The 13,128-nt window shown below is 38.6% G+C and carries 12 protein-coding genes, 1 other RNA gene and 1 other annotated feature; of the genes, 2 read left to right on the forward strand and 11 right to left on the reverse strand.

What is annotated here, in order from left to right; genetic code table 11:
- Positions 1 to 48 precede the first annotated feature (48 nt).
- Genes mnmA through DZB84_RS07225 form a run of 4 tightly spaced genes read right to left on the reverse strand, consistent with a single transcriptional unit; the run spans position 49 to position 3,464 of the window.
- Positions 49 to 1,161, reverse strand: coding sequence for a tRNA 2-thiouridine(34) synthase MnmA (gene mnmA / locus DZB84_RS07210; protein ID WP_116351592.1), 1,113 nt, complete (start codon positions 1,159 to 1,161; stop codon positions 49 to 51).
- An 11-nt stretch (positions 1,162 to 1,172) separates the two neighbouring features.
- Positions 1,173 to 2,315 carry a cysteine desulfurase family protein gene (locus DZB84_RS07215; protein WP_116351593.1) on the reverse strand — a complete coding sequence of 381 codons (1,143 nt, stop codon included), beginning with the start codon at positions 2,313 to 2,315 and terminating at the stop codon, positions 1,173 to 1,175.
- Positions 2,316 to 2,366: 51 nt separating this feature from the next.
- Positions 2,367 to 2,780: a cysteine metabolism transcriptional regulator CymR gene (cymR, locus tag DZB84_RS07220; RefSeq protein WP_116351594.1), complete on the reverse strand. Its 414-nt coding sequence runs from the start codon at positions 2,778 to 2,780 to the stop codon at positions 2,367 to 2,369.
- Positions 2,781 to 2,792: 12 nt separating this feature from the next.
- The gene (locus tag DZB84_RS07225) at positions 2,793 to 3,464 is read right to left on the reverse strand and encodes a YczE/YyaS/YitT family protein (RefSeq protein ID WP_116351595.1); all 672 of its coding nucleotides are present in this window, start codon (positions 3,462 to 3,464) and stop codon (positions 2,793 to 2,795) included.
- A 165-nt stretch (positions 3,465 to 3,629) separates the two neighbouring features.
- Here DZB84_RS07225 and DZB84_RS07230 point away from each other — a divergent pair, with 165 nt between their 5' ends.
- Entirely contained in the window at positions 3,630 to 4,931 is a 1,302-nt protein-coding gene (locus DZB84_RS07230) for a replication-associated recombination protein A (protein WP_396232373.1), read from the forward strand.
- Positions 4,932 to 4,959: 28 nt separating this feature from the next.
- Here the strand turns inward: DZB84_RS07230 and DZB84_RS07235 are convergent, their stop codons facing one another.
- On the reverse strand, positions 4,960 to 5,913 hold the full coding sequence (locus DZB84_RS07235; protein WP_116351597.1) for an ABC transporter permease: 954 nt from the start codon (positions 5,911 to 5,913) through the stop codon (positions 4,960 to 4,962).
- A complete protein-coding gene (locus DZB84_RS07240; RefSeq protein WP_116351598.1) occupies positions 5,906 to 6,826 on the reverse strand; it encodes an ABC transporter ATP-binding protein in 921 nt (306 codons plus the stop codon). The genes DZB84_RS07235 and DZB84_RS07240 overlap by 8 nt, the downstream gene beginning before the upstream one ends.
- Positions 6,827 to 7,110: 284 nt before the next feature.
- Here DZB84_RS07240 and DZB84_RS07245 point away from each other — a divergent pair, with 284 nt between their 5' ends.
- Positions 7,111 to 7,782: an RsfA family transcriptional regulator gene (locus DZB84_RS07245; protein WP_116351599.1), complete on the forward strand. Its 672-nt coding sequence runs from the start codon at positions 7,111 to 7,113 to the stop codon at positions 7,780 to 7,782.
- A 26-nt stretch (positions 7,783 to 7,808) separates the two neighbouring features.
- Here the strand turns inward: DZB84_RS07245 and DZB84_RS07250 are convergent, their stop codons facing one another.
- From DZB84_RS07250 to DZB84_RS24850, 5 genes are all read right to left on the reverse strand, one after another.
- The gene (locus DZB84_RS07250; RefSeq protein ID WP_116351600.1) at positions 7,809 to 8,573 is read right to left on the reverse strand and encodes a tRNA threonylcarbamoyladenosine dehydratase; all 765 of its coding nucleotides are present in this window, start codon (positions 8,571 to 8,573) and stop codon (positions 7,809 to 7,811) included.
- 199 nt (positions 8,574 to 8,772) lie between these two features.
- Positions 8,773 to 8,964: non-coding RNA, 6S RNA (ssrS, locus tag DZB84_RS07255), on the reverse strand.
- Positions 8,965 to 9,190: 226 nt separating this feature from the next.
- Positions 9,191 to 10,960: an aspartate--tRNA ligase gene (aspS, locus tag DZB84_RS07260; protein WP_116351601.1), complete on the reverse strand. Its 1,770-nt coding sequence runs from the start codon at positions 10,958 to 10,960 to the stop codon at positions 9,191 to 9,193.
- Between the two features lie 11 nt (positions 10,961 to 10,971).
- The gene (gene hisS / locus DZB84_RS07265; protein ID WP_116351602.1) at positions 10,972 to 12,240 is read right to left on the reverse strand and encodes a histidine--tRNA ligase; all 1,269 of its coding nucleotides are present in this window, start codon (positions 12,238 to 12,240) and stop codon (positions 10,972 to 10,974) included.
- Positions 12,241 to 12,474: 234 nt separating this feature from the next.
- Positions 12,475 to 12,736, reverse strand: a binding site (T-box leader).
- A 92-nt stretch (positions 12,737 to 12,828) separates the two neighbouring features.
- Entirely contained in the window at positions 12,829 to 13,005 is a 177-nt protein-coding gene (locus DZB84_RS24850; RefSeq protein WP_189655176.1) for a hypothetical protein, read from the reverse strand.
- Between the last annotated feature and the right edge of the window lie 123 nt (positions 13,006 to 13,128).

A 13,128-nucleotide genomic window follows, 5' to 3' on the forward strand; every position in this document is an offset into this window, starting at 1 on the left:
AAAACCCCAACCCTAAATATAGAGTTGAGGTTTGAATGAAGTTTCACTTTATCCAACATATGTTAGACGTTCGCCATTTTTAAAGACTTTATCAATCGTGGCACCACCAAGGCATTCATCCCCATTATAGAAGACAACAGCTTGTCCAGGCGTAACCGCTCGAATTGGCTCGTCGAAAATTACTTTTACTGTATTTTCGTCAACCTTTTGTACTGTTACAGCATTATCCTGTTGGCGATAACGGAATTTCGCTGTACATTTAACATCTTGCTCTGGTTTGTTATCTGATACCCAGCTGACATTGGTAGCTAAGATGGAATCAGAATAGAGGTATTCATTATGGAAGCCTTGGTCAACATAAAGAATATTCTTCTTAAGGTCTTTCCCAATGGCAAACCATGGTTCGCCGCTTCCACCAATACCAAGTCCGTGACGTTGACCAATCGTATAATACATCAAACCGTCATGCTTACCTTTTACTTCTCCAGAAAAGGTCACCATATCACCCGGTTGAGCAGGCAAATAATTGCCTAAGAATTCTTTGAAATTACGTTCACCGATAAAACAAATCCCCGTACTATCTTTTTTTGTAGCGGTAGCAAGGTTTGCTTCTTTTGCAAGCTCTCTCACTTTTGGTTTTTCGATATTACCGATTGGAAACATTACTTTTGATAGCTGTTCCTGGGTTAGCTGATTTAGAAAATAGGTTTGATCCTTATTTTCATCGACTCCACGAAGCATTTTATATTCTCCGTCTCTAAATTCAACACGTGCATAATGCCCAGTCGCTAAATAATCCGCACCAAGTGTTAAGGCATGCTCTAAAAAGGCTTTGAATTTGATTTCTTTGTTACACATGACATCCGGATTTGGCGTTCTACCTGCTTTATATTCATCTAAAAAGTAAGTAAACACTTTATCCCAATATTGTTTTTCAAAATTGACCGCATAATAAGGAATACCGATTTGATTGCAGACCCGGATTACATCCTCATAGTCTTCTGTTGCTGTACATACGCCATTTTCATCGGTATCGTCCCAGTTTTTCATAAAAATCCCGATGACATCATAGCCCTGCTCCTTCAATAATAGCGCCGCAACAGATGAGTCTACTCCACCAGACATCCCAACAACCACACGGGTATCTTTTGGTTCTTTCATGTTTCCACCTCCTATTTCGTTAATCGTTTGACAATTTTTGCTGTTTCTAATGCAGCCGTTCTTATATCTTCAAGGGTGTTTCCAAGACCGAAGCTAAATCGGATTGACGAAGTAATTCGATCAGAATCTTTACCGAACATAGCTACAAGTACATGTGATGGGTCAATCGAACCAGCCGTACAAGCAGACCCGCTTGATGCGGCAATCCCAGCCAAATCAAGGTTGACCAACATGGACTCAACATTCGTTCCAGGAAAATAGATATTTAATACATGTGGCAATGACTTTGATAAATCGCCATTAACTTCAAAACTTACATCTTGTTCCTTTAAGACAGAAACAAAAGTCTGTTTAAATTCCTGGTATAACGAATTTTTTTCACTCATCTTTCGTTTTGCTAATTGAACAGCCGTTTGTAGCCCGGTGATTCCAGCAACATTTTCCGTACCAGCACGACGTTTCTTTTCTTGTTCGCCTCCAAATAATAGTGGCGCCACTTTATTACCTTCCCTCATAAATAAAAATCCGGTTCCTTTAGGACCGTTGATTTTATGAGCTGAAACGGAAAGAAGGTCAATTTTGTACTCATTTACATCTATATCAACCAGTCCATATGCTTGGACGGCATCTGTATGAAATACTGCCTGATGGTCTTGAAGAAGTTCGCCAATTTCCTTAATCGGTTGAATGGCACCGACTTCATTGTTGCCAAACATAATTGTGACAAGAATGGTTTCTGTCGTAAGGGCTGCCTCAACATCACTAACAGAAATAAGTCCAGCCTCATTAACCGGCAAATACGTTACTGTGTAGCCTTGTTTTTCGAGGTGTTCACAAGTATGAAGGACAGCGTGATGTTCAATAGCAGACGTGATAATATGTTTGCCTTTTCCATGCATCGCAAAGGCCGTTCCCATTATGGCTAAATTATCGGCTTCGGTACCACCGCTTGTAAAAACAATCTCATTTGGCTTTGCATGAATGCTATCGGCAATTGATTGTCTTGCTTCATCAACGGCATGTCGACCTTTTCGACCGAAATAATGAATGCTTGATGGATTGCCAAAAATCTCCGTCATGTATGGGAGCATACTCTCCACAACATCAGGGTGCATGGGCGATGTAGCTGCATGATCCAAATAAATATGTTGCATCAATGCGCCCTCCTTTTTTTAAAAAGTACCTATGATTATGCCATGTTTTTCTTAAATATAAAACATATATGCATCATTGCCATCGCTATAGCTTGCGAGGTCTTCAAGTGTTGTATTGTCTAACACTTCTTTAACAGCGTCTCTTATTCTTATCCATAATTCCCTTTTAGCTGGCTCTTCATCCTCTAAAACCTCTACAGGGCTAATAGGCCCCTCTAGAACAAGAATAACGTCACCCGCTGTAATTTTGGTTGGTTCGTCCCCAAGAACATAGCCGCCATAAGCTCCGCGAATGCTTTTCACCAAGCCTGCATTGCGTAAAGGAGAAATTAATTGCTCTAAATAATGCTCAGAAAGCTCATGTTTTGCTGCAATCGATTTTAATGAGATCGGTCCTTTTCCATGATTCTTTGCAAGTTCTATCATGATTGTCAGACCATATCTGCCTTTTGTTGATATTTTCATTACATCACACCCCTAATTACTAAAATGATTCGCTTCAATCACTGGTGCTTTATCCAGTTTGCGTTTTAATCCATCATGCATTTTCTGACATTGTGGCAATGCAAAACCTGCGATATACCCAATTCCTACACAATATACTAAAGTTCCTACGAAAACAGGACCACCTAACAACCAACCAATCGTTAATACAATAATTTCCATTCCAAAACGAATATATTGCACTTTCCACTTAGAAATTTCAGTTAGTGCTAACATCAAACTATCCCTTGGACCTGCGCCCACCTTTGCGGAGATATAAATTCCCATTCCATAGCCATTAATAAGGAGCCCTAACAGCAACATCATCAGTTTCCCGATAAAGGTTTCAGGTGTAACGAGGAACGGAACCATCATGAACATATCTATAAAAATACCCACCGATATCATATTTAAAAAAGCACCGATTTGAGGCAGTCGCTTTAATAAAAATGAGGAAAGAAACAAAATAAAAAAGCCGACAATGATCGACCAGGTACCAATGGTAAGACCAATTTGTTTATAAAGTCCGATATGCAAAACGTCCCAAGGGGATGCCCCAAGATCTGCTTTGATAATCATGACAATCCCTAAAGACATAATTAACAAGCCGATAAAAAAAGTTGACCATTTCAACATTGGGTGGTCTAAACTAGTCTGAACTCGCATTCTCTCACTCCGTCTCTCATGTCTCTACATGCTGTATCTCTCTCTAATTACTCTAAACTCACGACATTATATCATAAATTGCATTGTATTTGAATTTATCAATCGCAAAACGTATGATAAAGTTGGAGTATCGACTCTGACTGTTTAGATAAGGGGATGAATCATTTGCTTTTTGAATCACTTATCGAAGCACCTTTATCGTATCGAATGCGCCCGAGACATATTGAAGAAATTCTTGGACAAAAGCATATTATCGGTAAAGATACGGCTTTATATAAAATGATTATGAATGGACATGTTCCCTCGATCTTACTCTATGGGGAACCAGGTATTGGAAAAACATCGATCGCAACTGCAATTGCCGGAACTGTTGATATGCCCTTTATCTCAATTAATGCCACAACAGCAGGAAAAAAGGATATCGAGGATGCTGTTTCGACTGCTAAGGCGGAAGGGAAATTGATTTTGTTTATCGATGAGGTCCATCGTTTTAACAAAGCACAACAGGATTATCTACTTCCACATGTGGAGCGAGGTCTCGTTTCGTTAATTGGGGCGACAACTGAAAATCCATTTCATGATGTAAACCCAGCGATTCGCAGTAGATGTGGACAGATTAAAGAGCTTCGTCCTTTAACCAAAGAGGATATAAAGGAATTAATTCAACGTGCACTTAAAGATTCAGAACGTGGTCTTGGGCATTTGCAAATTTCAATAAGCGAGGAAGCAATTGACCTGATTTCATCTTCTACAAAGGGTGATGCAAGGTCTGCAATGAATGTTCTAGAGGATGTCGTGTTAGCTTCTAAAACCAGAGATAGTGACGAGGTTGAAGTAGATATAGAGCTCGTAAAGGAATGTGTAGAAAATAAGGGTTTCTCCCACGACAAAGACGGGGATCTTCACTATTCTTTATTATCCTGCCTTCAAAAGAGCATCCGGGGTAGCGATGTTAACGCTGCTCTGCATTATTTAGCAAGATTGATTGAAGGTGGAGATTTAGTATCGATTTGTAGAAGATTAACCGTTATTGCCTATGAAGATATTTCAATTGCTGCACCCGAAGTTGGAGTGCATACTGTAGCGGCTTGTCAGGCGGTTGAGCGACTAGGGCTGCCTGAAGCGCGAATCCCACTGGCAAACGTCGTGATTGAACAGTGTTTGTCACCAAAAACAAACAGTGCGTATAAATCTCTTGATAAGGCGATTGAAGATATTCGAAAAGGAAATATCGGGGAGATCCCTGATCACCTCCGTGATGCGCATTATAGTGGGGCGAAAGTGCTTGGACATGGGATAGGATATCTTTACCCACACGATTACCCGAATGGCTGGGTAAAGCAGCAATACTTACCAGACCTTTTGAAAAACAGAAAATACTTTAAACCAAAAGAAAATGGACAAGAAAAATATTTTTCAAAAGTATATGACCGGCTTGAACAACTACAAAAAGAGGGGGAGAAATAGACTTTACTATTTCTTCCCCCTTTTTGTTTTATGCAGCAACATCACGTTTCGTAAAGACAAACCACGTAAGTGCATTAAAAATGACAAAATAGATGATTAACATGATGATCGAAAATTGCATGGTCATTCCCTCAACTAATACATATCCAGTGAGGTATTGAGATAAATCTGTGTTCGCAAATAGGATATATTTTGCCCAATCGAACTTCATAGCCAAGAGAGCTGTTGCATTTACACCTGCAAACATTAGGAAGATTGCTAATCCAATCGCAAGTCCACTATTTCTAAAAATGGTGGAAATCATAAAAGCAAATGTTGACATCATGATTAAGTTTATTGATTTTAATCCAAAGATCCCTAAAATATGAGAAACCATATGAACTTCTTGTACTGCACCATCTCTATATACAAGATGTGGAGTCGAACCGTCAAACCCAAAGAATATACTTCCTATTAAAAATGATGTAACAAAAAGTAGAACCAAGGAAAATAACGCAAATAAGATAGTTGCCAAATATTTTGATAGAAGAATCTTTGATCTTGATACAGGTCGGATTAACAATAATTTAATCGTTCCCCATGTAAATTCAGAAGCAACACTGCTTGCACCGACAACAATTGTAAATAAGGTGATTAACGAAACAATTTCCGCAGCATATCCCATATAGGTCCAAATCGACTTAGAATTGGTGGTTGGAGCTATATCATGTTCAAGGCGGTATTCATTAATGGCAAGTTCTTTTTCAAAGGTATCCCTTGCTAACTTTGGATAATCTTCATTCTCAATATTTGCTTTCAACATTTCGCTGTCTTGTTGTACACCCTGTTTCCAATTTTCATCCACAGAATCTGGAGCTGTTGCGTTCGTGAAGATGCCGACAACTAGTGCTGCTCCAATCAGAATTATTAGCATGATCCACGTTGATACACGACGGTAAATTTTCATATTTTCATTCTGAATAAGTTTGAAGATATTACCCAATTCCACTACCCCCTGTTACCTCTAAGAATCGATCTTCTAGTGATTTCGAAAGCTGCATAATTCCATATACCTGAATCTCATTTTTTACAAGACTAGCATTTATTCTTGGAGTCATTTCTTGATCTGTTAGAATTTCGATTCCTTTTTCTGTTTGTATTACTTCAAGCGCTGGGTATTCAGTTGATAGAATTGATAAAGCTTTTTCTACATCATCCACTTGAAATTGAACACGAATGCTAGCTTCTTCACTCACGAATTCCGTAACCTTCTGCACACCCACTAAGCTACCATTTTGAATGATTCCAATACGGTCACACATCATTTCCATTTCAGAAAGTAAGTGACTGGATACAATAACAGCAAGCCCTTCTTCTCTTGCAAGCTTCCTGACATAATCACGAACCTCGCGAATACCTGCAGGGTCCAACCCATTGGTTGGTTCATCTAGGATCAAAATGGACGGGCTATGCAAGAGTGCTTGCGCAACTCCTAAGCGCTGTCTCATTCCCAGTGAATATGTTTTCACCTTATCATGAATTCTTTTTTCAAGCCCAACTAATTTTGTTACTTCAAGAATTCTTTCTTTTGTTACCCCTTTTACCATCCGAGCATAATGAACAAGGTTTTGATAGCCTGTTAAAAACTTATACATTTCCGGGTTTTCAACAATGCCCCCAATATGCTGTACAGCTTGTTCAAAATTCTTTGCAATATTTGTCCCTTTTATTATGACTTCGCCATCTGTAATAGACATGAGTCCAACTAGCATCCGAATAGTAGTGGTTTTTCCGGCACCATTTGGTCCTAAAAAGCCAAAAACTTCTCCTGGATATACATCAAAGGTGATTCCCTTAATAATATCTTTTCTACCAATCGTCTTTTTAACATTTTTCAATTGTAAAACTGGTTGCACATTTTCTCCTCCTTACAGTTTGTGAGATTTGAATTTGCTAAAATCTCATTCACATCTTCTGGATTATGCGATATTACTACCTACGTATTATAAATGAAAAAGTTCCCATTTTTTTAGGTTATGAGAAAACTTCACATACTCTTTACATTGCAAATCTCAGTCATAATACGCCTTTAGCTGTAATTTTTTTCCTCAAAACTATTAATGTATAAAACAAATTTAACGTGGTCATGCTAGATATAAAGAAAAAATCTAGCATTTAAATTTAATAGGGAGTTGGTATTATGAAAGTGAGACAAGATGCATGGTCACATGAGGATGATCTCTTATTAGCAGAAACAGTTTTACGCTACATTCGTGAAGGTGGAACACAATTAGCCGCATTCGATGAAGTCGGCGATAAATTAAATCGTACATCAGCAGCATGTGGGTTCCGATGGAATGCAGAAGTTCGCAATAATTATGAGCAAGCAATTGCAATTGCGAAAAAGCAAAGAAAAGAAAGAAAACGAGCACTTGAAAGAATGAACAAAGAAAATGAACAAGCAATTGAAAAACCAGTACTGAAAGAAACATTTAAAGAAGAAACACCTGCACCACAATACGTGGAAGAGGTTTCGGCCGAGTTAATCCTATCGTCAAACTCCATTACACTTGATGATTGTATTTCTTTCTTGTCGTCCTTACGCAGTCATGATCTTCTTTCAAATCAATTGGAGATGGAGAATAATCGTCTACGTCGAGAAAATGAATCTTTAAAGCAGCAAACAAAAGAGCTTGAGAAGAAGCTTGAAAAATTATCTGACCAACAGACTATCATTCAAGAAGACTACCAAGCACTTGTGCAAATTATGGATCGTGCAAGACGCCTAGTCATGTTCGAAGATTCAGAAGACCGTAACTCTCCTGCTTTTCGGATGGACAAAAACGGAAACCTTGAGCAATTGGCAAAATAAAAACGTGGCCACCTGGCCACGTTTTTTTATTCGTCCTTTACTCTTTTGATCTTAATGTCTTTTAGCAATTCGCGAACAACAAAACTTGCCATAATCAGTCCACAAGCAGATGGTACAAATGCATTTGAAGACGGCGGCATTTTCGCCTTTCGAATTTTAGCATTTTCATCCGTGATTTCCTGACGAATATCTTCCCGAATCACAATTGGACTTTCATCAGAAAATACGACAGGGATTCCTTTGCGAATTCCTTCTTTTCGTAATTTCGTACGAATCACCTTTGCGATTGGGTCGGTATGTGTTTTGGAAATATCCGCAATCATAAAACGCGTTGGATCCATTTTATTTGCAGCACCCATACTTGAGATGATTGGAATATTTCGTTTTAGGCATTCTTTCATAAGATGAATTTTATACATAATGGTGTCTGAAGCATCAATGACAAAGTCTAAGTCATAGCTAAAAAATTCCTCATATGTTTCTTCTGTATAAAACATTTTAAGTGCAATTACTTCACATTCAGGGTTTATGTCAGCAATTCGTTCTTTCATAATGTCTACTTTTGACTGACCAACTGTAGAAAGTAAAGCAGGTAATTGTCGATTAATATTTGTGATATCAACATTGTCCTTATCAACAAGTATTAAGCGTCCTACTCCTGAACGCGCAAGCGCCTCGACTGAGAAGGAACCAACGCCACCGACTCCAAGAATAGCCACTGTACTATTCTTAAGGATCTCTACGCCAGTTTTTCCTATTGCTAATTCATTTCTTGAAAATTGGTGTAACATCTCTTCAACTCCATCGGGTATCAAAAAATAAAAGTTTCCTGTATTTTAACCAGAATAAGAATATAACATACTCCGCCTAAATTCAAGAATTTCTATATGAAATTAAGTATTTTTTTAAATGAATTTTCTTATAAAAGGTAAAAAAACCCTGTTTACAAATAAGTAAACAGGGATTCGTTTATTTATGAGGTGAATCTGTAGAAGTCCCAATCGTGCCGTCGATGCCTTAGTTTTGAACCCGCTCTCCGCAGGTGGGCACCCTGTTTCGACTTTTGTAAGTCCTCTTTTAGCGAAAGATGAGGCATTTACGCACGTTCGAAAACTCCGGGCTCCCGTATAAACTATTGTTCGGTCAAAACAATAGGTTATACGACAAACACATCAGGACTCCTAACTTAGAGGATGTTCAAAAAGTCCGGTGAAAATGACACATCGAATTTCTTCGTTGGCTTGCTCTTGCGTTCCTCACGTATTAACTACATACGTTCCGGTACTCAAAGCCGCGCCGCCTCGAACTTCTTGGTCCTTTTCATCCTCCTTTTTGAACACTAACTTTATGTCACAATATTAACACACGAAATTCGTGTTTACAAGTTGACCAAAAAGGGTTTTGTTCGCTATTTTCGAACATTTAACGACAAATACAAGTCGTTCAATTGTGCTTTACTAACTTCACTTGGCGCATCTGTTAAGAGATCACTTGCACTAGCTGTTTTAGGGAAAGCAATCGTGTCACGAAGATTGGTTCTTCCTGCTAAAAGCATCACAAGTCTGTCTAGACCTAAGGCAATACCACCATGTGGTGGTGTTCCATATTCAAAAGCTTCTAATAAGAATCCAAATTGTTCGTTTGCTTCCTCTTCTGTAAATCCTAAAACTTTGAACATCTTCTCTTGGATGTCACGTTCAAAAATACGAAGCGAGCCTCCACCTAACTCATAACCATTTAATACAAGGTCATATGCTTGTGCCTTTACTTCCCACGGCTTGCTCTCTAATTGCTCGATATCTTCTCTAGCTGGCATTGTAAACGGGTGGTGAGCAGCATAATAACGTCCATCTTCCTCATCAAACTCAAAGAGTGGCCAATCAGTCACCCAAAGGAAATTAAACTTAGATTCATCAATTAACTCAAGCTCTTTTCCAAGTTTTAATCTGAGTGCCCCTAATGCATCTGCTACAACATTTGGTTTATCCGCTACAAAGAAGAGTAGGTCTCCCGCTGAAGCATCTAAAACTGCTCTTAAAGCCTTTTGCTCTTCTACATCAAAGAACTTAGCGATAGGACCTTTTAATTCATTCTCTTCAACCTTTAACCATGCAAGACCTTTAGCACCGTATCGATTCACATATTCTGTGAGACCATCGATGTCTTTACGCGTGTATTTATCAGCAGCACCCTTAGCGTTGATTGCTTTTACTTGTCCACCGGTAGCCACTGCATTGCTGAATACTTTAAATCCACTGTCTTTGACAACTTCGGATAGGCTGATTAATTCCATTTCAAAACGAGTATCAGGTTTATCAGAACCATAACGGTTCATTGCATCTTCGTATGTTAAACGTGGTAATGGAAGCTCGATGTCCATTCCTTTTACATCCTTCATTAGCTTTTTCATCATTTGCTCTGCCATGGCTATGATGTCTTCCTGACTCATAAATGATGTTTCAATATCGATTTGTGTGAATTCTGGTTGTCTGTCAGCACGTAGATCCTCGTCTCTAAAACAGCGTGCAATTTGGTAATAACGGTCAAATCCACTCACCATCAAAAGCTGTTTGAAAATTTGTGGTGATTGTGGAAGTGCATAAAACTCACCTGGATGTACACGGCTTGGTACAAGATAGTCACGAGCACCCTCAGGTGTGCTTTTTGTTAAAATTGGAGTTTCGATATCTAGGAACCCTTCGCCGTCAAGATATTCACGAATTGATTTTGTGACATTATGACGCATTTTAAACGTTTCAAACATAGCCGGTCTGCGAAGATCTAAATAACGATATTTTAAACGTAAATCCTCTGAAACTTCTGTGCGGTCTTCAATCATAAATGGAGGTGTTTTTGCTTCGTTTATGATTTTAACATCAGTCGCTTTGATTTCGATTTTTCCAGTTGTAATATTATTGTTTATAGTTGCTTCATCACGAGCCACTACAGTTCCTTCAACATCCAAGACATATTCACTTCTTACAGTCTCAGCAATTTCTAATGCTTCTTTTGATTCTTCAGGATTAAATACAATTTGGACAATTCCAGTTCTGTCTCGTAGGTCTATAAAAATCAGCCCACCAAGGTCTCTTCTTCGTTGAACCCAACCTTTTAATGTTACTTTTTCGCCAATGGCTTGCTCGGTGACTTCACCGCAATAATATGTTCTTCCAAACATGTTTCCCACTCCTAGTGACTTTTTTCAACTATATACGAAATAAATTGTTCAATTTGGACTTCTTCTTGATTTCCAGTTTCCATGTTTTTCACGTTAATCACGTTTCTTTCTAATTCTTCATCGCCTAAAATGGCAACAAACTTAGCCTGTAATCTATCAGCTGCTTTAAATTGACCTTTTACTTTTTTATTTAAATAGTCTTTCTCAGCGACTAAGCCAGCTTTTCTTAGTTCATTTACTAATAAAACAGATTTCGCGGATGCAGCATCCCCGATTGCAGCAACATAGCAGTCCACTTGCTCTTGAATTGGTAATTCGATTCCTTCTGCTTGTAAGGCTGCTAAAAGTCTTTCAATACTTAAAGCAAATCCAATACCTGGTGTTTCAGGACCGCCAAGTCCTTCTACTAATCCATTGTAGCGTCCCCCACCACATAGAGTCGTAATTGCTCCAAATCCTTCTGCATCACTCATAATTTCAAATGCTGTATGGTTATAGTAATCCAATCCCCTTACTAGACCTGAATCGACTTCGAAATCAATCTGTAAATCTGTTAAGTAGGATTTTACTTTATCGAAATACACACTTGAGTCCTTGTTTAAGTATTCGAGAATAGATGGTGCAGTCTGCATTAATTCGTGGTCACGGTCCTTTTTGCAATCAAGGATACGCATTGGATTTTTCTCAAGTCTTGATTTACAGTCTGAACAAAATTCATCAATTCTAGGAGAAAAATGTGCGATTAGTGCATCACGATGAGCCCTTCTACTAGATACATCTCCTAAACTGTTTATTACAAGTTTTAGTTTTTGCAATCCAAGTGATTTGTAGATTTCCATTGCGAGTGCGATGACTTCCGCATCAATAGCAGGGTCATTGCTTCCTAATGCCTCGACACCAAATTGAACGAATTGACGGAAACGTCCAGCTTGTGGTCGTTCATAACGGAACATTGGTCCACAATAATATAGCTTTGTTGGCTGTGCTGGGTTCCCATACATTTTATTTTCCACATATGAGCGAACAACAGCTGCAGTGCCCTCTGGTCGAAGTGTTAAGCTACGTTCCCCACGATCTTCAAAGGTGTACATTTCTTTTGTCACGATGTCTGTTGTTTCACCAACACTTCGTAAAAATAGTTCTGTATGTTCAAAGATCGGTGTCCGGATTTCTTTGTAATTAAATCTTTTGCAAATATCACGAGCTTTTTCCTCGATATATTGCCATTTCTCCACATTACCTGGAAGAATGTCTTGCGTTCCTCTAGGAATATTAACCATTTATTACTCCTCCTTACTCTTAACAAAATCAAATACGCCTTGGCGTATTTGCGCCCAGATTTTTTAGGCCCACACGAGGTGGGTCACAAAGACGTTGCCACAGGATGTGGCGTCCTTAGTCTTTGGTCTAGTACACAAAACGTTTCCTTTGAAAATCTGTGGCATCCGCGGAGGCTTTTATTTTATTTAGTTATAACTGAATAAAATAAAAAAGCTCCCATCCCTACAATTTCTTGTAGGGACGAGAGCTTGGATTCCCGTGGTGCCACCCTAGTTAAGACTAATTATTCTCTACTTGTTTAGAGACGATTGTTTAGTCTTCACTCTGTCAGTTAACGCCTGAAACGTTCAACTCCTACTAGAGCATTTGCTTTTTCAGAGAGAAACCTACGAGGTGTTCATTCAATAAGTCATCATGTAGGAATGCTCTCAGCCTATGACATTCCCTCTCTATTCATGTGTAATCCTATCTACTTTTCCCCATCACTGGTTCTGGTCTATTCATTTTGTAGAATTTTATATAATCATACGTATGAACTCAGTTCATGTCAAGTTTTAGCGATCATTTTTTTAAAAATAATAATTATATCAAGAACGATGTAATTGTTTTTTTAGGTTTCTAACATCTCTAACCGAAACCCCAAATTCACTCGCTAATTCAACATACGTTGATGACTGCTCTTTTTGAATAAAATCGTGAAAATCCACTCCGAATACATTACCACCTGTATTTTGAATGTTATTGCTTTTTTCGCTAAATCTCATCCTATTCGCCCCTTTTTCTTGATAAAATCAAATACGCCTTGGCGTATTTGTGCCCGATTTTTAGGCCCACAGGAAGTGGGTCATAAAGACGTTGCCACAGATGTGGCGTTTTTAGTCTTTGAT

The organism is Bacillus sp. HNG (assembly GCF_003400205.1).
GTDB lineage: Bacteria > Bacillota > Bacilli > Bacillales > Bacillaceae_L > Ferdinandcohnia.